At 72.5% G+C, this 21,404-nt stretch carries 19 protein-coding genes; 7 read left to right on the top strand and 12 right to left on the bottom strand.

From position 1 onward, the window contains the following. Window positions 1-170 precede the first annotated feature (170 nt). A complete protein-coding gene (locus ABGB21_RS20425; protein WP_347657156.1) occupies window positions 171-1,058 on the bottom strand; it encodes a hypothetical protein in 888 nt (295 codons plus the stop codon). Window positions 1,059-1,244: 186 nt separating this feature from the next. Between ABGB21_RS20425 and ABGB21_RS20420 the strand changes: the two genes are divergently transcribed. Beyond that, window positions 1,245-2,129, top strand: a complete 885-nt coding sequence (locus ABGB21_RS20420; protein WP_347657155.1) for a Crp/Fnr family transcriptional regulator — start codon at window positions 1,245-1,247, stop codon at window positions 2,127-2,129. Window positions 2,130-2,142: 13 nt separating this feature from the next. Here the strand turns inward: ABGB21_RS20420 and ABGB21_RS20415 are convergent, their stop codons facing one another. The 11 genes from ABGB21_RS20415 to ABGB21_RS20365 form a co-directional block, all read right to left on the bottom strand. Next, the gene (locus tag ABGB21_RS20415; protein ID WP_347657154.1) at window positions 2,143-3,339 is read right to left on the bottom strand and encodes a PQQ-binding-like beta-propeller repeat protein; all 1,197 of its coding nucleotides are present in this window, start codon (window positions 3,337-3,339) and stop codon (window positions 2,143-2,145) included. Between the two features lie 175 nt (window positions 3,340-3,514). Then, window positions 3,515-6,088: a phenylalanine--tRNA ligase subunit beta gene (pheT, locus tag ABGB21_RS20410; protein ID WP_347679004.1), complete on the bottom strand. Its 2,574-nt coding sequence runs from the start codon at window positions 6,086-6,088 to the stop codon at window positions 3,515-3,517. Between the two features lie 59 nt (window positions 6,089-6,147). Further along, complete coding sequence (gene pheS, locus ABGB21_RS20405; RefSeq protein ID WP_347657152.1) at window positions 6,148-7,209, bottom strand: phenylalanine--tRNA ligase subunit alpha; 1,062 nt, start codon at window positions 7,207-7,209, stop codon at window positions 6,148-6,150. 398 nt (window positions 7,210-7,607) lie between these two features. After that, window positions 7,608-8,537, bottom strand: coding sequence for an RNA methyltransferase (locus tag ABGB21_RS20400; RefSeq protein WP_347657151.1), 930 nt, complete (start codon window positions 8,535-8,537; stop codon window positions 7,608-7,610). 28 nt (window positions 8,538-8,565) lie between these two features. Further along, window positions 8,566-8,958, bottom strand: coding sequence for a 50S ribosomal protein L20 (gene rplT / locus ABGB21_RS20395; RefSeq protein ID WP_347657150.1), 393 nt, complete (start codon window positions 8,956-8,958; stop codon window positions 8,566-8,568). A 29-nt stretch (window positions 8,959-8,987) separates the two neighbouring features. Beyond that, the gene (gene rpmI, locus ABGB21_RS20390) at window positions 8,988-9,182 is read right to left on the bottom strand and encodes a 50S ribosomal protein L35 (protein WP_347657149.1); all 195 of its coding nucleotides are present in this window, start codon (window positions 9,180-9,182) and stop codon (window positions 8,988-8,990) included. A 19-nt stretch (window positions 9,183-9,201) separates the two neighbouring features. Further along, the gene (gene infC / locus ABGB21_RS20385) at window positions 9,202-9,822 is read right to left on the bottom strand and encodes a translation initiation factor IF-3 (protein ID WP_347657148.1); all 621 of its coding nucleotides are present in this window, start codon (window positions 9,820-9,822) and stop codon (window positions 9,202-9,204) included. Window positions 9,823-10,279: 457 nt separating this feature from the next. Beyond that, complete coding sequence (locus ABGB21_RS20380) at window positions 10,280-10,693, bottom strand: PH domain-containing protein (RefSeq protein ID WP_347657147.1); 414 nt, start codon at window positions 10,691-10,693, stop codon at window positions 10,280-10,282. A 100-nt stretch (window positions 10,694-10,793) separates the two neighbouring features. After that, window positions 10,794-11,738 (bottom strand): DMT family transporter, encoded by a 945-nt coding sequence (locus ABGB21_RS20375; RefSeq protein WP_347679002.1) that lies wholly within the window; start codon window positions 11,736-11,738, stop codon window positions 10,794-10,796. Window positions 11,739-11,868: 130 nt separating this feature from the next. After that, window positions 11,869-12,525, bottom strand: a complete 657-nt coding sequence (locus ABGB21_RS20370; RefSeq protein ID WP_347679000.1) for a response regulator transcription factor — start codon at window positions 12,523-12,525, stop codon at window positions 11,869-11,871. Continuing rightward, a complete protein-coding gene (locus tag ABGB21_RS20365; RefSeq protein WP_347678998.1) occupies window positions 12,522-13,691 on the bottom strand; it encodes a histidine kinase in 1,170 nt (389 codons plus the stop codon). The genes ABGB21_RS20370 and ABGB21_RS20365 overlap by 4 nt, the downstream gene beginning before the upstream one ends. A 118-nt stretch (window positions 13,692-13,809) precedes the next feature. On the opposite strand from ABGB21_RS20365, the gene ABGB21_RS20360 reads away from it, so the two are divergent. The 6 genes from ABGB21_RS20360 (at window position 13,810) to ABGB21_RS20335 (ending at window position 21,366) form a co-directional block, all read left to right on the top strand. Then, window positions 13,810-14,775 carry an ABC transporter ATP-binding protein gene (locus ABGB21_RS20360; protein WP_347657143.1) on the top strand — a complete coding sequence of 322 codons (966 nt, stop codon included), beginning with the start codon at window positions 13,810-13,812 and terminating at the stop codon, window positions 14,773-14,775. Then, window positions 14,772-15,755, top strand: coding sequence for an ABC transporter permease subunit (locus ABGB21_RS20355; protein WP_347657142.1), 984 nt, complete (start codon window positions 14,772-14,774; stop codon window positions 15,753-15,755). The genes ABGB21_RS20360 and ABGB21_RS20355 overlap by 4 nt, the downstream gene beginning before the upstream one ends. A gap of 103 nt (window positions 15,756-15,858) precedes the next feature. Continuing rightward, on the top strand, window positions 15,859-16,281 hold the full coding sequence (locus ABGB21_RS20350) for a YchJ family protein (RefSeq protein WP_347657141.1): 423 nt from the start codon (window positions 15,859-15,861) through the stop codon (window positions 16,279-16,281). 216 nt (window positions 16,282-16,497) lie between these two features. After that, window positions 16,498-17,607, top strand: a complete 1,110-nt coding sequence (locus ABGB21_RS20345) for a DUF4037 domain-containing protein (RefSeq protein WP_347657140.1) — start codon at window positions 16,498-16,500, stop codon at window positions 17,605-17,607. Beyond that, complete coding sequence (locus ABGB21_RS20340) at window positions 17,604-17,864, top strand: hypothetical protein (protein ID WP_347657139.1); 261 nt, start codon at window positions 17,604-17,606, stop codon at window positions 17,862-17,864. Before ABGB21_RS20345 ends, ABGB21_RS20340 begins: the two co-directional genes overlap by 4 nt. Window positions 17,865-18,042: 178 nt before the next feature. After that, window positions 18,043-21,366: a S8 family serine peptidase gene (locus ABGB21_RS20335; protein ID WP_347657138.1), complete on the top strand. Its 3,324-nt coding sequence runs from the start codon at window positions 18,043-18,045 to the stop codon at window positions 21,364-21,366. Window positions 21,367-21,404 lie beyond the last annotated feature (38 nt).

The raw sequence follows: 21,404 nt of genomic DNA, 5'->3' as shown, positions 1-21,404 counted from the left end.
GGGAGCCTCGTGCTCCCCCGACGACGGATCGGGGTGGTCGCCGCTTACCGTCTCACCCGCCTCAACCGCCGGGTCTTGGCGGCGCCCCGCCGTCCCCGACAGATGATCGGTCGACGGCTCGATATCAGGCCGACCGTCGGCCCAATGCGACACCGGTGTGGTCGGCGCGCTCACTGGCCCTGTCCCCCGAACTTCGTGTTGTCCCCGATCGACCCGATGGCCATCGCCCCGTGCCCGATGGCGTTCTGACCGTCCACCCGCACGTTGCCGACGCAGATCTCCCCACCGGCCCTCCCGGGCCTCCGCTCCGACGGTTCGGGCGACGGCTCTGGGTGGGACGCCGTGGGCCCGCCCGGCAGCGGAACGGGCCTTGATCCGTCGTGTGTCGACTGCGAACCGGAGGAAGCCTCGTTCGACGTCGGGGCTCCCTCGGACCGCCGCTCACCTGTTCTCTCCCAACCTGCGGCGGTGGACAGGTCCTCGTCGACGACACAGATCCAGGCCGACTCCCGGAACTCCTTGTCGGGGTGGTGCACCTCCACCTGACGGAAACGCTCCGGCCTCAGCTCCTCCGGATACTCGACCACCACATCGCGATAGATACCGGCCGAGACAACCAACGCGACACCGGCATCCGGGAAGTCGGCGAGCGCCCGCTTCAGCTGGGGAGCGTCGCAGAGTCGACACACCTCGTTGACCGCCGTTCCCGGAAACCCGTTGGCGCCATCCAGGTGCACCAGCCCTTGATGCAGCGCCACCCGCAACCGAACCCGCGCCGCCGGTAACCGGCTGGCGTTGTACCGCCGGACCAGACGGTTGAGCTCCGGCACCAACCTGCCGATGATCTGCGGTTCCCTCGCATCGGCGGGCAGGATGGCCAGCTCGCCGTCGCCGGCCTGCTGGGTCTTCCAGGAGACGCGGTCGAGCCCGACCTGGGCGGCGGCCTCGTGCAGCAACTGCTGGAACGCCTGCTGCGCCTCGTACTGCCGCAGGTTGCTCCGCCGGCTGTACCGTTCCATGTCGACCGCTATCAGCAGCCGCCGTTCCGGATGGTTCATCTGTGCTCCGATCTCCCACTGGGGGCCGCCCCGCGGCCAGCCCATCCGGGACGATCAAAGCGGCGGTTGCACCGCAAGACTCCGTAGAAGTGCGGTTTCCACCTGATCCCGACGGCAAGTAGTCGAGAAGATGTCACTCCCTCCTGATGGGAAATCTCGATAGTCGACCTCGTCTTCGCTGGTTACATGTCTCCACTTCGCCTGTCAGACCTCCTCGAACTACTCTCCGCCGAGGCGGCACCGTTGGTCCTGCTGTGGTGGATGCTTCAGACCACCATCCCACCCGACAGACCATCTTCGATGCCACGAAGGGCGCTTGTACGACTACGCTTCGACAACATGGCGCACTCGTCAGGCGTTTCAGTACCGAACCCCCGCCGCTCGACTGAAGATTGGCCCCACGGAACCCTGCTGGCCCGGCTCGACCCGCAGGCACGGGCCGAACTGTTGAGTCTTGGTGTACAACGTCAGGTACCGGCTGGCAGGATCCTCATACTCGAGGGCAGCGAGGAGTCCCATCTGATCCTGTTACGACAGGGGCTGACAAAGGTGACGGCGAGCCTGCCGGACGGCCGTAGCACTCTGCTGGCGATCAGATTCGGTGGCGACCTGGTCGGCGAGATGTCGGCGTTGAACCGGAAACCAAGGTCCGCCACCATCACGACCTGTGGGCCCGCCCTGGTTGACTTCATCCGACTGGACCGGTTCAAGCGGTTCCTCAAGGAACACCCGGGAGCCGCGCTGGAACTCGCAGCCATGGTCGCCGACCGGCTCCGCTGGTCGAACGACCGGCGCATGGAGTTCACGTCGTATCCGGCCCGGGTCCGGGTGGCCCGGATCATCGCCGAGCTTGCCCGTACCCATGGCCGACGGACCCGGGCCGGTGTCGTGGTCGATGTCCACCTGACCCAGTCCGAACTCGCCACGGCCTGCGGCACCGCCGGCACCACCCTGGAGAAGGTTCTCCGCGAGCTACGCGCGGAGGGAATCGTCGAGACTGACTACCGCCGGATCACCGTCCGCGACCTGGGTCAGCTGTACGAACTGAGCCGCCTCGACTCCGGAGCCTGAACCCACCCGACGGTCAGTTCCGCAGTCGCCAGAGGCCCAGGCGGTCCGGGGCGGTACGGCACACCAGCACCCCGAGCCCGGCACGACAGTCCACCACGCCGGCCGGCAGGGTGCCGACAATCCGCAGCGCCGCCCCGTCCGCGAACGCGAGCAGGGTGAACCCGTCGTACGCCCCCGGTTTGATCAGGACGTCCGGCGACCAGACGATCGAGTGCCAGCCGATCGGCCGGGGACGGGTCCAGCGCTGTGCGCCGGTATCCGGGGCGAGAGCGACGACCTGCGACTCGCCGTCCAGGCAGGCAAGCCCGCCGCAGTCCCGGATCGCCTCGCCGACCCGCCCACCGGGACGACTCCACCGAACCGTGAAGCCCGGCAGGTCGTAGCCGGTGACCACGAAGTCCGTACCGGAGGGATGTCGGAGCACCAGACGATCGCCGATGACCCGGGGGTTGTGCTGCGCGTAGTCCGCCGGGGGCAGCCGACCGGTGCCGGCCAGCCAACCGGAACGCAAATCGTAGAGTTCGGCGGTCATGGTGTCGTGCACCACCAGTACCCGGGGCGGAGCACCACGGATCGGCTGCACCACGGCCGTCGAGGAGAGCGGCAGACGCCACCGGACCGCCCCGGTGCCCAGGTCGACCGCCTCCACCGCGCCCTCCAGCCGGCGCCCCGCGCCGGACAGACTGCGTACCTCCCGGACGCCCAGTCCGATCGTGCTGTCCGGCATCCGCAACACCCGGCCGGGGCGGCGCCACCGCAGTTCACCGGTCCGGGCCGACCGCGCGGTGGTCACCGGGCCCCGACCCACCGCGCCGATTTCGGCGATGAGCAGGACGTCGTCGACCAGGTCCGCGAAGTGCCGGCCCGCCGGATCCGCCGGCACCGTCCACCGCCGGGCACCGGTCGGCAACTCGTACGCGCTCAGTGTCGGACCGCCGCCGTCCGGACCGTTGCCGGTCACCGACACCAGCAGCAGGTCACCGGCGACAAAAAACGTGCTGCCGACCGGTATGTCGAGCGTTCCACCGGCCAGCAGCACCCCGTGCGGCGGATTCGAGGCGGTCGCGCAGAGCAGCACCAGCAGACCGAGCAGAAGTCCGGCACGCCACCGCCGGCTCGTTCGACGCGACCGGGGCGAAGGCGGCGAATCGTCGTCCAGTTGGCCGCGGTCGTCCCCGAGTTCGATGAGCACCGCCGTCCGGCTCTCCACCCGAGTCTCCTGATCCGGCCGGTCCGCCGTACCGTGACCGGGCCCCGTCGGGCCGGCAATCCGAGCCTAACCGCGCACGGCGTTCCGCACGAGGGCAACGGAGCGGCACCGGAGAAGCGCCTGCGGACACGGCGAGGCCGGGCCGGAACCCGCACGGTTCCGGCCCGGCCACCGGTCAGGCGCCGCGGAGCACCGCGCCGAACCGGCGGGCCGCCTCGGCCACCGCCGCGTCCCGGGCGGCGACCGCCTCCTCACCGGTCAGCGTCCGGTCCGGCGCGCGGAAGACCAGCTTGTACGCCAGCGACTTCCGGCCCGCACCGAGCTGCTCCGAGGTGTAGACGTCGAAGAGCCGGACCGACTCCAGCAGCTCCCCGGCGCTCTCGGCGAGGACCCGACGCACCTCGTCGGCCGGTACTCCGGCGTCGACCACCAGCGCCACGTCGATCAGCGCGGGCGGGTAGCCGGAAACCCGGGGCGCCGGCACCACCGGCGCGGCGGGCAGCGCGTCCAGGTCGAGTTCCAGCGCGCTGGTCCGGGGCGGCAACTCCAGCGCGGCCAGCGCCGCCGGGTGCAGTTCACCGGCGTACCCGATGCTCACCCCGTCCACGACGAACTCGGCGCACCGGCCCGGGTGCCAGGGCGCGTACTCCGCCTGCCGGACCACGATCCGCTGGTCGGGGATGCCGGCGGCGGCCAGAACGATCCGGCCCGCCTCGACCGCGTCGGCCCAGCCGGCCGGCCGACCCTGACCCCACCAGCCGGCCGGCTCGACCTCGCCGGCCAGGACCGCCGCGACGTGCCACGGCTGGTGCGGCAGGACCGCGTCGGCGGCCTGGAACTCCTCGTCGCTGGGCCGGTGCGCCACGCCCATCGTGGGTGGCGGGCCGGTCCGCGGCCGGGGCTGGAAGACCAGGCCGATCTCGTAGAGCGCGAGGTCCCGCTGGCCCCGGCCGACGTTGCGGCGCAGCGCGCCGAGCAGCGTGCCGAGCAGCGTGGTCCGCATCAGCGGATCGGTGTCGGCGAGCGGGTTGGCCAGCCGCATCGCCCGGCGCCGGGAGTCGTCCGCCGGCAGGTTGAGCCGGTCGAAGAGTTCCGGCGCGACGAACGGGTGGGTCAGCACCTCGACGTAGCCGTTCTCGGCCAACGCCCGACTCACCGTGCGACGACGCCGCTGGGTCGGGGTGAGCCCTCGTCCGGGCGGGGCGAGCGGGAGCAGTGACGGCACCCGGTCGTACCCGTCCAGCCGAGCCACCTCCTCGACCAGGTCGGCCGGGTCGGTGAGGTCGGGTCGCCAGGTCGGCGGGGTGACCACCAGGGTCGGCGGTCCGCTCGCGTGCCGGCCGCCGGCGTTGCCGGCGCCCCGCCCGTCACCGTGCGCCACCGTGCAGCCGACCCGCTCCAGCAGCGCGGTGACCCGCTCCGGTTCGTACGGCACGCCGACCCGCCGGGCTGGCAGGTCCGCGTCGACGACGATCCGGGCCGGTGCGGTGGTGTGGTCGATGTCCAGCACCTCGGCGCCGACGGTGCCGCCGGCGTACGTGGTCAGCAGCGTCACCGCACGCTCCAGCGCGACCAGCGGCAGGGCCGGGTCGACGCCCCGCTCCCAGCGCTTGGCGGCCTCGCTGAACAGCCGGTGCCGGCGGGCGGTACGGCCGACCACCACCGGGTCCCAGTGCGCCGCCTCGAAAAGCACGTTGGCGGTGCTGACGACGACCTCACTGGTCTCGCCGCCCATCACCGCGGCGAGCGAGATCGGCACCCCGTCGGCGTCCACACCCGCCCCGCCGGTCAGCCCGGCGTCGCAGATCACCAGGTCCTCCGGGTCCAGCGCCCGGTCGACCCCGTCCAGGGTGGTGAGCCGCTCCCCCGGCACCGCCCGACGCACGACCAGGTCACCCCGGAGCGCGTCCAGGTCGAAGGCGTGCATCGGCTGGCCGAGTTCGAGCATCAGGTAGTTGGTGATGTCGACGGCCAGCGAGATGCTCCGGATGCCGGCCACGGTGAGCCGCTGCCGCATCCACTGGGGCGACTCGGCGGTCGGGTCGACGCCGCGGACCACCCGGGCGGCGAACCGGTCGCAGCCGACGGTGTCGACGACCCGCACCGGGTACGCCGGCTGTGACGTCGCCCCGGGGGCGGTCACCTCGGCCGGGTCCCGGAACGGTACGTCGAAGGCGTGGGCCAGCTCCCGGGCCAGCCCGCGGACCGACATCGCGTACCCGCGGTCCGGGGTGATCTCCACCTCGACCACGACGTCGTCGAGCCCGACCACCGGCCGGGCGTCGTCGCCGGGCTTGGCCGGCACGTCCTCGGGCAGCACCAGGATGCCCTCGTGGTCGTCGCCGAGGCCGAGCTCACGCACCGAGCAGATCATGCCGTTGGAGTTCCGCCCGTACGTCTTGCGGGCCGAGATGGCGAAGTCGCCGGGGAGCACCCCGCCGGGCAGGATCACCACCACCCGGTCGCCGGGGGCGAAGTTCGTCGCCCCGCAGACGATCTCCTGCGGCTCGCCGGTGCCGTTGGCGGCCCCGACATCGACCCGGCAGAACCGGATCGGCTTCTTGAATCCGGTCAGCTCCTCGATCTCGAGGACCTCGCCGACCACCAGCGGGCCGGTGACCGTGTTCCGCAGGTCCACGATCGACTCGACCTCGATGCCGAGGTTGACCAGCGCCCGGTCCAGCTCCTCCGGGCTCAGCTCGGGGGGAAGCTCGACATGCTCACGCAGCCAGGAAACAGGAATTCGCATGACTCAGACCACCGCTCCGTTCGATGTCGCCGCACCCGTCACGTCGTCGCGCACCGCCGTCACACCTCGACCCCGAAGGCACGGGTGAACCGGACGTCCCCCTCGGCCATGTCCCGCATGTCACCGATGCCGTGCCGGAACATCAGGCTCCGGTCGATGCCCATCCCGAAGGCGAATCCGGAGTAGACGTCCGGGTCGATGCCGCAGGCGGTCAGCACCCGGGGGTTGACCATGCCGCAGCCGCCCCACTCGACCCAGCGCGGGCCGTCCCGATGCTGGGGGAACCAGACGTCGAACTCGGCGGACGGCTCGGTGAACGGGAAGTAGTGCGGCCGCCAGCGGGTCCGGGCGTCCGGGCCGAACAGCGCCCGGGCGAAGTGGTCCAGGGTGCCCCGCAGGTGGGCCATGGTGATGCCCTCGTCCACCACGAGCCCCTCCACCTGGTGGAAGACCGGGCTGTGGGTGGCGTCGAGTTCGTCGGTCCGGTAGACCCGGCCCGGGCAGACCACGTAGATCGGCGGTTTGCGGGCCAGCATGGTGCGGGCCTGCACCGGCGAGGTGTGGGTCCGCAGCACGATCCCCGGCACGTCCAGGTAGAAGGTGTCCATCGTGCCCCGGGCCGGGTGGTCCGGACCGATGTTCAGCGCGTCGAAGTTGGTCCACTCCAGCTCGACCTCGGGGCCCTCGGCGATCTCGTAGCCCATCCCGACGAAGAGGTCGCCGATCCGTTCCGCGAGGGTGCTCACCGGGTGCCGGGCGCCACGCGGACGCCGGTCGTACGGCAGGGTGACGTCCACCCGTTCCTCGGCCAGGATCCGCTCGGCCTGGGCGGCCTGCACCACCTCGAGGCGCGCGGCGTGCGCCGCCTCGATCTCCCGGCGGGCCTCGTTGACCCGCTTGCCGGCGTCGGACTTGGCGGCCGGCGGCAGGGCGCCGATCTCCCGACGGGCCAGGGACACCGGTGCCCGGTCGCCCAGGTGTTGGCGGCGCAGCTCGGCGAGGGTCTCGGGATCGGTGGCGGCGTCGAACGCGGCCGTCGCGTCGGCGACCGCCGCCGCCAGCGCCTCCGGGGCGAGCAGGGCGACCTGTTTCGGGTCGTACGGGTCGTTGCGATAGGTCATGACGTGCAGCTACTCCCTCTGCGTCGCGGGCGGTGCCCCGCTGCCTGGCGCGTCGAATGTCCCGCTGCGCCGTGCTGGTTGCCCTGCGGTGCCGCCTCGGCGAACGCCGGCCGGACCGCGCACGTCGACAGGTCACGACCCGCTGGGGCGGTGACCCTACGCCGTGGCGAACCCCGGCCCGCGGCGCGGGCGCCGGCAGGACCGGCGACGGATGCGGACAGGTCGGTGGGCGGCCCTCACGGGCGGCCACCAGAGTCTACGGACGGGCGGCTCGGCCGCAGCCCGCCGGTGGGAGGTACGCAGGGAGGCGTGTCAGCCCTGCCGCCCGCCGACACCGGCGGGCTGGCTAAACGAGTGGCGTCGCACGGCTGGCCCGCGCGACTCTCCGCACCCGGTCATCAGGTCGACATCTCCCCGGTCCTGGTCCGCGTCTCCGAGGTAACCGGACCGCCCCCGGGATCGGGGTGCGGGCGGCCGGGACGCAGTGCTCTGGCCGAAGCGTACAGGCAAACCGCCGCGGCGGCAGCCAGGTTGAGACTCTCGGCGCGGCCGTGCAGCGGCACCCGGACCCGGTGGTCGGCCGCCCCGGCCAGCTCGGCCGGCAGGCCGTGCGCCTCGGAACCGAAGAGCCAGGCGGTCGGCCGGGCCAGGGCGCCGACGTCGGTGAGGTCGTCGAGGTCGGTCTCGCCGTAGCCGGAGGCGGCGAGCACGGCCAGGCCGGCGGCGCGCAGCGTGGCGACCGTCTCGGCCGGGTCGGCGGCCCGGACCACGTCGAGGTGGAAGAGGCTGCCGGCGGAGGCCCGAACACACTTGCCGTTGTACGGGTCGACGGCCTCCCCGGCGAAGACCACCGCCTGTGCCCCGGCCGCGTCGGCGGTCCGCAGCACCGTGCCGGCGTTGCCCGGGTCGCGGATCCCGGCGAGCACGGCAACCAGTCGCGGCCCCGTCCCCACCGCCTCGGCCAGCGGCACGTCGAGCTGGTGGCAGACGGCGACAACGCCCTGTGGGGCGACGGTCTCGGTGAGTGCGGCGAGCGCCTCGTCGGTCAGCGCCGAGACCGGGATCCCGGCGGCGGTGGCGGTGCCGGCCAGGTCGGCGTACCGGTCGAGGCCGGCCGGGGTGCCGAAGAGTTCGACAACAGCGCCGGGAACGGTCAGCGCCTCGCGGACCGCCTGCGGGCCCTCGGCGAGGAACCGTCCGGTCTGGTCGCGTTCCCGGCGGCGCTGCAGCCGGCGGGCGGCGACGACCCTCGGGGTACGGGGCGTGAACAGTTGCTGCTCCGGGGTGTGGACATGGTCGAGGCGCCCCACCTGCGGGTTGACCGACATGCGGGACGCCTCGATCGGTGTGGCGAGGTCAGGCGGCCTGAGCCGACGCGCCGCCGGTGCCCTCGGCCGCCACGGCGACGCGGGCGACCTCGACGATGGCCGCGAAGGCCGTCGGGTCGTTGACCGCGAGGTCGGCCAGGATCTTGCGGTCGACCTCCACCCCGGCGAGCTTGAGGCCCTGGATGAGCCGGTTGTAGGTCATCCCGTTGGCGCGGGCACCCGCGTTGATCCGGGTGATCCACAGCTGCCGGAAGTCGCCCTTGCGGTCCCGCCGGTCCCGGTAGGCGTACTGCATCGAGTGCAGCACCTGCTCCTTGGCCTTGCGGTAGAGCCGGGAGCGCTGGCCCCGGTAACCGCTGGCGGTTTCCAGCAGCGTACGGCGCTTCTTCTGAGCGTTCACTGCCCGCTTGACGCGTGCCATCTCAACTACTCCTTCAGGTCAGGCGCGCGTCAGCGGGCCAGCAGCTTCTTGATCCGCTTGAAGTCGGCCTTGGCCACCTCGACGGTGCCGGTGAGCCGGCGAGTCCGGGTGGAGGCCTTCTTCTCCAGGTTGTGGCGCATACCGGCCTGCTGGGCAACGATCTTGCCCTTGCCGGTCACCTTGACCCGCTTACCCATCCCGGTGTGGCTCTTCATCTTCGGCATCTGGTGCGTCTCTCCCCTGTTACTCGCCGGCGGTCCCGGCGGGTCCGGCCGCGGTCTGCGCCGCATCCTCGGCCGGCGGTGCCTCGGCGGCACCGGCCTCCCGCTCGCGCGGCGAGCCCGCCCTGGCCGCCGTGGCGGCGGCCTTGGTGGCCCGATGCGGAGCCAGGACCATGATCATGTTACGACCGTCCTGCTTCGGAGCGGCCTCGACGTATCCCAGTTCCGAGATCTCGGACTCGAGTCGACGCAGCAGCCGGTAGCCCAGCTCCGGCCGGCTCTGCTCGCGACCCCGGAACATGATCGTCACCTTGACCTTGTCGCCCGCCTTGAGGAACCGCACCACGTGACCCTTCTTGGTCTCGTAGTCGTGCGGGTCGATCTTCGGACGGAGCTTCATCTCCTTGATGACGGTCTGTTGCTGGTTACGCCTGGCTTCGCGCGCCTTGAGTGCACTCTCGTACTTGTACTTGCCAAAGTCCATGAGCTTGCACACCGGCGGGCGCGCCATGGGCGCAACCTCGACCAGGTCCAGGTCGACGTCCGCGGCCAGCTGAAGAGCGCGCTCGAGTGGGACGATGCCCACCTGCTCACCCTCCGGGCCGACCAGTCGGACCTCACGTGCCCGGATCTGCTCGTTCACGCGTGGCTCGACGCTGATGGGGCCTCCTCGTGGTGATCCTCACCGGCCCCGCGTCAGCGGTGGCCGGCCCTACGGTGTACGACCAAAAGCAGAAGGCCCCGGCATATGCCAGGGCCCGCTCGACCGGTCACACGGCAACCCCGGAGGGTCGCCAACCCGGCTCGGCATGACCGAACCGATGACCGGACCCGGCCACCACAGGCGGCGACTCGGGTGGGAGCAGGCGCTCCGCTTCGTGACTGTTTCGGGTGCGTGTGCCGCTTCAGGCGCGTGTAACGCTTCAGGTGCGTATGCCGCGCCGAGCGGCCTGAACACAGCCCAAGACAGTGGTCGACCGCTAAAGACTAGCAGGTCAGCCCGCACAATGCCAAAACGGGCACCCCAGGTCGCGCAGCTCCGCGGCGTGAGTCGGCGACCGGCCGTCACCGGCCCGGCGGCAGTGCCCGGCCCGGGTCGCTCAGACGGTCACCGGCTCACGGTGCGCGACGTGCAGGGCGCGCAGCGCGCGTACCCCGTCGACCGCTCGTTCCCGGTCCACCACCTGCAGGGCGAGGATCGGCAGCAACTCGTCGTCGTCCAGTTCGACGCTGGCCCAGGCGGAGCCCCGGTTGAACCGGATCCCCCGGACCGCGTCCCAGGGCAGCTCGTAACCACCGAAGACGTTGCGTACCCGGATGCCCCGGGCGTCCCCGACCACCCGCGGCCGGGTGAAAAGCAGCACCACACCCGCGACGAGCAGCCCCAGGCCGATCATGGCCAACTGGTCGCCGCGCTGGAAGGTCGCCTGGCCACTGCCGGTCGAGCCGTGCAGGCCGATGCTGAGCAGCGTGAACATCAGGACCAACGCGGGCGCCAGAATCCAGCAGACCACCCGGATACGGTGCGGCCGTACCTGAACGGCGGCGGGCTCTCGGCGAACGGCGGGGTCGGTCACGGGCCCAGTCTGCCATCCGGACCGGACCCGGCGGCCGTCAGGTGGCGGTCGGCGCGCTGCGCACGGCCCGGCCCGACACCACCACGGCGAGCAGGGTCAGGACCGCCCCGGCCAGCACCGCCAGACTCGCCCCCGGCCCGCCCGGCCGGGCGTCCAGCAGGAGCGCCCCGCCGAGCTGACCGGCGACCAGCGCCAACCCGGTACGCAACAGTCCCACCGACCGGATCCCGAGCAGCACCACGACGGTGATCCCCACCCCGAGCGGGCCACCGACGTAGAGGTACCAGCCGGCCGGCCAGTCGACGCTGCCGAGCCGGGCCGCCGCACCGGTCAGCGCGGCCAACACCGCCATCGCGCTGGCGCTCACCGCGAAGTTGGTCGCGGTCGCGGCGGCCGGATTGCCGGTGGCGGCGAGCCTGCCGTTCAACGCCCCCTGTACGGCGATCAGCACCCCACCGAGCACCCCGGCCAGCAGCAGGCCCGGGGCGAGTTCCCCGACCGGGCGGCCGACCTGCGCCAACGCCACCGCCCCGATGCCGAGCAGCGCACCGGTGAGCCGGGGTCCGGTCAGCCCGAGCCGACCCGCCGGGGCGAGCCGGGTCCGGTCCACGGCGAGACCCCCGGCGCTGTTCCCGGCGACCTGGGCGATGGTGAAGACCGCCACCCCGAGCACCGGTACGACGTACGTGCCGGCGGCGATGAAAAACGTCCCACAGAGCCCACCCAGGTACGTCCACCACGGCAGTCGGGCAGCACGCAGCGCCCGCAGCCCGGTCCGCATCGACGGCAGGGCGACCAGCCCCAGCAGAACCACGACCAGCCCGCCGGTGTTGTTGACCAGACCTCCGATGACCGGGTGCCCGGTCTGCCGCCCCAGTTCGGCGTTGGCCAGGTTCTGCGCCGCCGAACCGACCCCGGCGGCCACGGTCAGCCCGATCGCCGCCCAGCCGGGCAGCACCTTCCCCACCGGTCGAACCGGCACCCTCACCACCGCGACACTCCGTCCGAAACGTTCGGCGGGCGGTCGCCGTTCGACCCGCTCCGCACCACGTAGCCCCACCTTCACGCACCGACGGACCCACTGTCAGTGACCAAGATCGCGCCCGGGGGATTCAGTCCGCTTCGACCACCCGGTTCGCCCAGGCCCAGGCGGCGATCTCGACCCGGTTCCGGAGCCCGAGTTTGCTCTGGATACCGGAGACGTGACTCTTGACGGTGCTCAGCGAGATGAACAGTTCGGCGCCGATCTCCTGGTTGGTCCGTCCCCGGGCGATCGCCCGGACCACCTCGGTCTCCCGAGCGGAGAGCGGCCGGGTCTGCCCGGTCCCGACCGGCGCCGCGCTGACCGTCAGGTGCCGCAGCAGCCGCAGGGTGACCGACGGCGAGATCAGGGCGTCGCCGGCGTACGCCGCCCGGACCGCCTCGACCAGCAGCGCGGGGCCGGCGTCCTTGAGCACAAAACCGACCGCTCCGCAGCGCAGCGCGCCGTGCACGTACTCGTCGAGGTCGAAGGTGGTCACCACGACCACCCGCAGCGGTCGCGGCACGCCAGGGCCGGCAAGCGCCCGGGTCACCTCGATGCCGTCGAGCCGGGGCATCCGGATGTCCACCAGGCAGACGTCCGGCCGGAACCGCCGGGCCAGGTCGATCGCCTCCACCCCGTCGGCGGCCTCGGCGACCACCCGGATGTCCGGCTGGTCCTCGAGGATGAACCGCAGTCCACCGCGGACCATCGCCTGGTCGTCGGCGAGCAGCACGCTGATCGTCATCGTCGCTCCGGCGCCGGGACCGGCAGGGTGGCGTGCACCGCCCAGCCGGCGCCGGATCGTGGCCCGACCCGAAGGGTGCCGCCGAGGGTCTCCACCCGCTCCCGCATCCCGACCAGCCCGTAGCCACGGTCCGGCGAACGGCGGCCCGGCAGCGGTGGCGCGTCGTCGACCACCTCGACAGTGACGCCTCGCCGCTGCTCGTCTACCCGGACGGTGACCGTCCGAGCATGCGGGGCGTGCCGGGACACGTTGGTCAGCGACTCCTGGACAACCCGGTAGACCGTGCTGGTCACCTCGGGCGGCCAGCCTGTCGGACCCTCGGGGTGGTGCAGCCGGACGACCGGGCGGCCGGGTCCGGCGAACCGCGTGACGAGTTCGTCGAGATGTTCCGGTGCGGCGGTCGCGGACGGGGCGTCGTCGACGTCGCGCAGCACCCCGACCACCCGGCGCATCGCGCCCAGCGCCGCCGACCCGGCGGTCTCGATGCCGGCCAACGCCTCCGCCAGCCCGGCCGGCGTCCCCGGGCCGCCGGTGGGCCGCCGGGTGGCGAGCTGAGCGGCCTGGGCCTGGAGCACGATGCCGGTGACGTGGTGGGCGACGACGTCGTGCAGCTCGCGGGCCAGCGCCAGCCGTTCGTCACGGCGTACCCGCTCGGTCGTCGTGGCCCGGCGGACGTCGAGCAGCCGCAGCACCAGGCCGGTCGAGACGGCGGCGGACAGGCCCAGCCCGTTCAGTACGGTCACCGCGCCGACGCCGGCCGAGGAGGGAAAGACCAACCAGGTCGCCACCACCAGCCCCAGGTTCGCCAGCACCGCCGTGCCGGCCGGTACCGGCGGCAGCGTGCGCAGGGCCGAGCCGACGAGCACGGCGAGCGCCAGGGTCAACGCCAGGCCGGGCTCGGCCGGCAGGCCGGCGGCCCCGGCGACGCCGAGCGACGCCGCCCCGACCAGAAGCCCGGCGGCCGTCGTCACGGCCCGGTGCCGACGGCGTACCAGGGCGAGCCCGCAGCCGGACAGGCCGGCAACCGCGTCGAAGATCCAGTAGCCGCCGCCCCAGCTGTCGGCGAAAGCAACCGCCTGGGTCACCAGCGCCAGGGCGAAGACGACCCCCAGTCCGACGTCGGCAACGACAACCGGCCAGCTGGCGAGGCGGTCCCGAACATCCACGCCGTACAGACTACGGAACGCCGGACGCGGGCCGGACCGGTCAAAAGTACGGTCGCCGGCGGCGCGAACCATGCCGCGGACCGATGCTCGCACCGCCCGCCGTCCGCACGATGAGCCGATGCCACAACACCACTCCGCCCCGGCGCTGCACGCCGAGGGCCTGACCAAGCGGTACGGCCGTCGCCCCGCGCTGGTCGACTGCCACCTGGAGATCCCGCCCGGCCGGATCATCGGACTGGTCGGCCCCAACGGGGCCGGCAAGTCGACACTGCTGCAGCTGGCCTGCGGCCTGATCACGCCGACCTCCGGCAGCCTGCGGGTGCTCGGCGCGCCACCCGCTGCCGACGCCACCCATCTGGCCCGGGTGAGCTTCGTCGCCCAGGACATGCCGGTGTACGCCAACCTGACCGTCGCGGACCACCTGCGGATGGGTGGCCGGCTCAACCCGGGCTGGGACGCCGACCTGGCCGACCGACGGGTCACCCGGCTGGGTCTGGACCCGCGCCAGCGGGCCGGGCGGCTCTCCGGCGGGCAGCGCGCCCAACTCGCCCTGACCATCGCCGCCGCCAAGCGGCCCGAGCTGCTGATGTTCGACGAGCCGGCCGCCGCGCTCGACCCGCTGGCCCGTAGCGGCTTCCTCCGGGACCTGACCGAGCTGGTCACCGAACTCGGCGCCAGCGCGATCTTCTCCTCACACCTGCTCGCCGACGTCGAACGCGTCTGCGACCACCTGATCGTTCTCGGTGGAGGCCGGGTCCAGCTCGCCGGGGACGTCCGTGCGCTGCTCGCCACCCACCACCGGCTGGTTCCGGCACAGGATGGACCCGAACGGCTGCCCACCGGGGTCGAGCCGGTCTGGTCGTGGCACACCGACGGGCACCGCAGGACCGTGGTACGGGCTCCGGGGCCGCTGCCAGACGGGCCGTGGCGGGTCGAACCGGTGCCGCTGGAGGAACTGGTGCTCAGTTACCTGAGTCGCGCCGCCGCCGGGCCGACCGGCTCCGGACCGGCGGACTCCGGACCTGCGGGCTCCGGGCCGACAGGCTCCGGACCGGCCGCGACGGCGTGGGAGGTCCGGCGATGATCTGGTGGACCTGGCGGCAGTTCCGCACCCAGGCGGTGGTGGCCGCCGTCCTGCTCGCCGTGCTGGCGACCGCTCTCGTGGTCTTCGGCCTCCACCTCCGCCAGGAGTACCGGGCCGCGGCCGCGGACTGCTCCGGCCCGGCCGGGTGTGTCGCGCAACTGGCCCAGTTCCAAGACAGTTACCGCAACCCGCTCTACCTGCTCGACGCCCTGCTGATCCTCGCCCCCGCCCTGGTCGGGATGTTCTGGGGCGCGCCCCTGGTCGCCCGGGAACTCGAGACCGGCACCCACCGGCTGGTCTGGAACCAGAGCATCACGCGGCAACGCTGGCTGACGGTGAAACTGGCGCTGTCCGGCCTGGCCGCGATGGCCGTCGTCGGGCTGTCCAGTGTCCTGCTGACCTGGGCGGCAAGCCCGTACGACGCGGTCGCCGGTGACCGGTTCACCGCACTGCTGTTCGGCGCCCGCAACATCGCACCGGTCGGGTACGCCCTGTTCACCATGGTGCTCGGTACGGTGTTCGGCCTGCTGGTCCGGCGTACCGTGCCGGCGATGGCGCTCACCTTCGTACTGGTCGTCGCCGTCCAGGTGCTGGTGCCGACCGCGATCCGCCCGCACCTGGCCCCGCCGGTGGTCGCCGCGTACCCGGTGACCGCGGACACGGTACGGAACCTCACGTTCCTCGGCAGCGAGGCGGACATCGGCGGCCTCCGGGTCCCCGACGCGTGGGTGGTGTCGCACAGCAAGCTGCTCGGCGCCGACGGTCGACAGGTCGACCAGGCTCGGTACGACCGCTGCCTCGGCGGCGGGTTCGACGGGGTGGCGGACTGCCTGGGCGCCCTCGATCTGCACGTCGAGGTGACGTACCAGCCGGGGCACCGGTACTGGACGTTCCAGTGGCGGGAGTCGGGGCTCTACCTGGCGGCCGCCCTGCTGCTGGCGGGTCTGGGCCGGTGGGTGGTCCGCCGGCGGATCGGCTAGCCGGTCCGGCCAGGCCAGGCGGAAGGCCGGCGGCACCGCCCACGATGCCGCCGGTCCCCGCCCGCCTCAATACCGGCCGGGGATGGGCGGGGAGAATGGTCGGATGGCGAAACGCGACCGTCGGGGCAGGTCGGCCCCGGACTCCGGCAGGCCGTGTCCGTGCGGCTCCGGGCAGCCGTACCCGGAGTGCTGCGGGGCGCTGCACGAGGGCCGCGCCAGCGCGGCGACCGCCGAGGCCTTGATGCGCTCCCGGTTCACCGCGTTCGCGCTCGGTGATCCGGGGTACCTGCTCCGGACCTGGCATCCCCGCACCCGACCGGCCCGGCTGACCCTCGACCCGGGCCAGCGGTGGACCCGGCTCGACATCCTGGACACCGACCGGGGCGGACTGTTCGACACCACCGGCACGGTCGAGTTCCGGGCGCACTACCGGCACGCCGGGCACGCCGGCGAGCAGCGGGAACGCAGCCGCTTCGTCCGGGACGACGGCAACTGGGTCTACCTCGACGCCGAGCAGGACCGGTAATCGGCTGGTCAAGGCCGGATCGGCTGGTCAAGGCCGGATCGGCTGGTCAAGGCCGGATCGGCTGGTCAAGGCCGGATCGGCTGGTCAAGGCCGGATCGGCTGGTCAAGGCCGGATCGGCTGGTCAAGGCCGGATCGGCTGGTCAAGGCCGGACGGTGACGCCGACCAGGGCCGTAATGGGGTGGTCGGAGCCGGTCGGCGGCTCTAGCCTCGACGGATGCGTGGACGGTTCGTACCGGGCCTGGAGTTGTGCCGGCGGCTCTACCTCGAGGCGGTACGTCCGCTGCTCGACGAGTCCTTCCCTGGGCTGCGGTACGCCGCGGCTCGGCTCGGCCCGGGCTCGGAGGTGCTCGGCTTCGACACCGAACGGTCCGTCGACCACGACTGGGGTCCCCGACTGGACCTGTTCCTGTCCGCCGGGGACCTCGCCCGGCACGGCGAACCGATCACCGCGCTGCTCGCCGGACGACTGCCGGCGGTCTTCCACGGCTGGCCGACCCACTTCACGCCGCCCGGAGCCCGGGTCCGGGTGATGACCCCGACCGACGGGCCGGTGGCGCACCGGGTGCTGGTCGCCGACCTCGGTGCCTGGTACACCGGGCAGCTCGGCTTCGACCCGCGCCGGGGTGTCGGCACCCTCGACTGGCTGACGGTACCCGCCCAGCGGCTGGCCGAGGTCACCGGCGGGGCGGTCTTCCACGACGGCACCGGTGAACTGACCGGGCTGCGGGACCGGCTCCGCTGGTATCCGGACGACGTCTGGCGGCACCTGCTCGCCGCGCAGTGGACCCGGATCGCCGAGGAGGAGGCGTTTGTCGGGCGGACCGCCGAGGTCGGTGACGAACTGGGCAGCCGGGTGGTGGCGGCCCGGCTGGTCCGCGACCTGATGCGGCTGAGTCTGCTGCTGGCCCGCCGGTATCCGCCGTACCAGAAGTGGCTGGGCAGCGCGTTCGCCGGCGTACCGGAGGCGGCCGGGATCGCCGCCCGGCTCGCCGAGGTGCTCGACGGGGACGCCGAGCGGCGACAGGCCGCCCTCTGCGACGCGTACGAGCTGGTCGGCGCCTGGCAGAACCGGCTCGGGCTCGCCGACCCCGTCGACCCCACCCGCCGCCCGTTCCACGACCGGCCGTACCCGGTGCTCGACGCCGGCCGGTTCGCCGCCGCGCTGCTCGCCCGGATCACCGACCCGGAACTGGTCGGGCTGCCACCGCTCGGCGCCGTCGACCAGGTCGTGGACAGCACCGCCGTACTCTGCCGGCCTCCGCTGGCCCGGGCGGTGCTGGCGGCGGCCCACCGGGCCGGCACGGACCTGGCGGGGTCCCGGTGACCGGCGGCGGGCACGCCGCGCTGCGGGTGGTGCACGTCCACCGGCCCGCCGGCCGGAACCTGCTGCTGCTGACCGGGCCACGGTCGGGTCGGCTGCTCACGGTCGGGGACGCTGTCGTGATCCGGACACCGGACGGTGGGACACATCGGACCCACGTGCGGACGGTCGAGCCGCACACCCGGCCGGGGACGACCACTGTCGGGGTGCCCGCCGAGATCGGCGACGTTCCGGCCGGATCCCTGCTCTGCCCGCTCTGACCAGCGGTTCCTTCGACCGTGCCGGTGCCCGCGGCGGGTCCGCCCCGGCTCCCGGGCCGCCGTCAAGTGCCCCGTTCGGCCGGTAAGAGACGGAGCGTTGGACGTCTGGTCTATCGATCAACAGGGTGCGACGATGCGCACGACCCTAGGTGTCGAGAGGGGAACAATGAGAAAAAGCATGTGGCTGCGGGTGGGTCTCGCCGCCGCTCTTGTCCCGCCGCTGGCGTTGGTGACGTCCGCCAGCCCGGGTATGGCCGAGCCCGCACCGCCGTTCACCGCGACCGGACTCAACCCGGTCTCGACGATCAGCGGAGCCAAGGCGCCCAGCAGCAGTCTGGCCCGTACCGACCCGGCGCTGCTGGGTCGCAAGGACAACACCCCGACCCCGGTCATGGTCAAACTCGACTACGACGCGGTGGCCGCCTACGAGGGCGGGGTCAGCGGGTACGCCGCGACCAGCCCGGCGACAACCGGCCGCAAGCTCTCCGGCTCCAGCGCCGAGCGGCGGTACGCGGACTACCTCGCCGGCCGGGAGAAGGCGTTCGTCGGCGACCTGACCAGACGGGTCCCGACCGCCCGGGTCGGGCAGCGCCTGCGCACCGTCTACGGCGGCGTCGCCGCGGTCGTACCGGCCAACCGGATCGGTGAGCTGCTGAAGATGGACGGTGTGGTCGCCGTCCAGCAGGACACCCTGCGCCAGCCGTTGACCGACTCCAGTGGCGCGTTCATCGGGGCGACCTCGCTCTACCCGCAGCTCGGCGGTACCCGCAACGCGGGCAAGGGGGTTGTGGTCGGGGTGATCGACACCGGCGCCTGGCCGGAGCACCCGTCCTTCGCCGACCAGGGCAACCTCGGCACCCCACCGGCCAAGCCGGACGGCACACGGCGTACCTGCGACTTCGGCGACAATCCGCTGACCCCGGCGACCGACGTCTTCGCCTGCAACAACAAGCTGATCGGCGGCGAGCGCTTCCTCGAGACGTACGACCTGGTGGCCGGGGACGACGTCTACGACTCGGCCCGGGACAGCGGCGGCCACGGTACGCACACCGCCTCCACGGCGGTCGGCAACGTGGTCAACTCCGCCAAGGTCTTCGACGTCGAGCGGGGGCCGGTGGCCGGTATCGCGCCCGGCGCCTGGCTCTCGGTCTACAAGGTGCTCGGCCCGCAGGGCGGCTTCACCTCCGACATCGTGGCCGCGATCGAGCAGTCGGTGAAGGACGGCGTCGACGTCCTCAACTACTCGATCGGCGGCGGTGGCGGCGGCGCGACCGACCCCAGCATGCAGGCGTTCCGGGACGCGTACGCGGCGGGCGTCTTCGTCTCCGCCTCGGCCGGCAACTCCGGTCCGGGCGCCGGCACCGTGGACAACTACGTCCCGTGGGTCACCACCGTGGCGGCCTCCACCCAGACCCGGCAGTTCAGCTCGACGCTGACCCTCAGCGGCGGCGGCCAGACGCTGACCCTGACCGGCGCCTCGATCACCTCCGGTGTGCCGACCGCCACCCCCGTGGTACTGGCCGAGTCGGTCCCCGGTTACCCCGGCGGGGCGCTGTGCCAGGCCCCGGCGGCGGCCGGCAGCCTCACCGGCAAGATCGTGGCCTGCCAGCGGGGCGGCAACGGCCGGATCGAGAAGGGCCACAACCTGGCCCAGGGCGGCGCGGCCGGCATGATCCTCTACAACCCGGCGCTGCAGGACGTGGTGACCGACAACCACTTCCTGCCGACCGTGCACCTGGCCGACGGCACCCAGTTCAAGGCGTTCATGGCCGCGCACGGCAGTGTCACGGCGTCGTTCACCGGTGGCACGAAGTCCACCGCCAAGGGTGACGTGATGGCGGCGTTCTCGTCACGCGGGCCGGGTGGTCTGGTCCTCAAGCCGGACATCACCGGTCCGGGTGTCCAGATCCTGGCCGGCAACACGCCGACCCCGGACGCGGTCGACGGCGGCCCGGCCGGCCAGTACTACCAGGCGATCGCGGGCACCTCGATGTCCGCGCCGCACATCGCCGGCTCGGCCGCGCTGCTGGCCGCCCTGCACCCGGGCTGGACGCCCGGTCAGATCAAGTCGGCGATGATGACCACCGCGAAGACCAGTGGGGTGGTCAAGGAGGACGAGACCACCAAGGCGGACCCGCTGGACTACGGCGCCGGCCGGATCGACCTGACCAGGGCGGGCGAGCCGGGGCTCACCTTCGACGAGACCGCGGACCGGATGCTCGAGCTGGGTGCCGACCCGGTGAACGCCATCCACCTCAACCTGCCGTCGGTCGACGCCAAGGTGATGCCGGGCAGTGTCAGCACCGTCCGTACCGCGACGAACGTCAGCGGCAAGACGCAGACGTACACGGTGCGGACGAGCGCTCCGACGCAGAGCCGGATCAGCGTCTGGCCGAGCCGGTTCACCCTCAAGGCCGGCAAGTCGGTGGAGCTGAGGATCACCGTCTCGTCGAGCGCGCCGACCGGGCAGTACTTCGGCGAGATCCAGCTCGTGCCGTCGTCGAAGAACCTGCCGACGCTGCACCTGCCGGTGGCCTTCGTGCCGCAGCAGGGCGACGTGTCGCTGGCCACCGCCTGCACGCCGGACCCGGTGTCCTGGCTGGGCGGCAGCACCTGCACGGTGACCGCGCAGAACAACTCCTCGACCGCGACCACGGCGAACCTGACCACCAGGACCACGCCGCATCTGCCGATCGAGTCCGCGTCCGGTGCCACGGTGCGGAGCCCGTTCAAGGTGGAGAAGAAGAACGTCAGCCTGGCGGGGCAGAAGGCCGGCGTCCCGTCCCTCGGGCCGGGCACGGTCGCCGGGGCGTGGCTGCCGCTCGCCTCGTTCGGCCTCACCCCGGTGGCGGTCGGTGACGAGGAACTGGTCAACTTCCCGGTGCCGGAGTTCGTCTTCAACGGGGTGAAGTACACCTCGATCGGGGTCGACTCGAACGGCTACCTGGTGGCGGGTCCGGCCACGGCCGAGGACAACAACTGCTGCAACCTGCCGGCGTCGCTGCCGAACCCGGACCGTCCGAACAACGTCCTGGCACCGTTCTGGACCGATCTGGACGGCACCGGGGCACCCGGCATCTACGTCGGCCTGCTCACCTCGGGGACCAGCCGCTGGGCGGTCGTGGAGTGGCAGGTCAACGTCTGGGGCACCACCTCGAACCGGCACTTCCAGGTCTGGATCGGGCTCAACGGCACCCAGGACATCGCCTTCGCCTACGACCCGGCCGCGTTGCCGGCCAACCCGAACCAGCCGTACCTGGTCGGGGCGGAGAACGCCGACGGCACCGGCGGCGCCTCGCTGCCGGCGGGTGCGCTGCCCACCGGCGACCTGCGGGTCACCAGCACCGACCCGACCCCGGGCGGGACGGCCTCGTACACTGTCAGGGTGCGCGGCCTGATCCCCGGTACCGGCACCGTCACCAGCACGATGACCACACCGATCGTGCCGGGGACGACCGTGGTGACCGACGACGTCAAGGTCAACTTCCTGGGCGGCCGGTGACCGGCTGACCCACACCACAGGTACGGAGGGCGCCCGGG

Origin of the sequence: Plantactinospora sp. B24E8 (assembly GCF_039871735.1) — a bacterium.
Lineage (GTDB): Bacteria > Actinomycetota > Actinomycetes > Mycobacteriales > Micromonosporaceae > Plantactinospora.
Note: the sequence above shows the minus strand (reverse complement) of the source record. Positions and strands in the feature narration are given on the sequence as shown.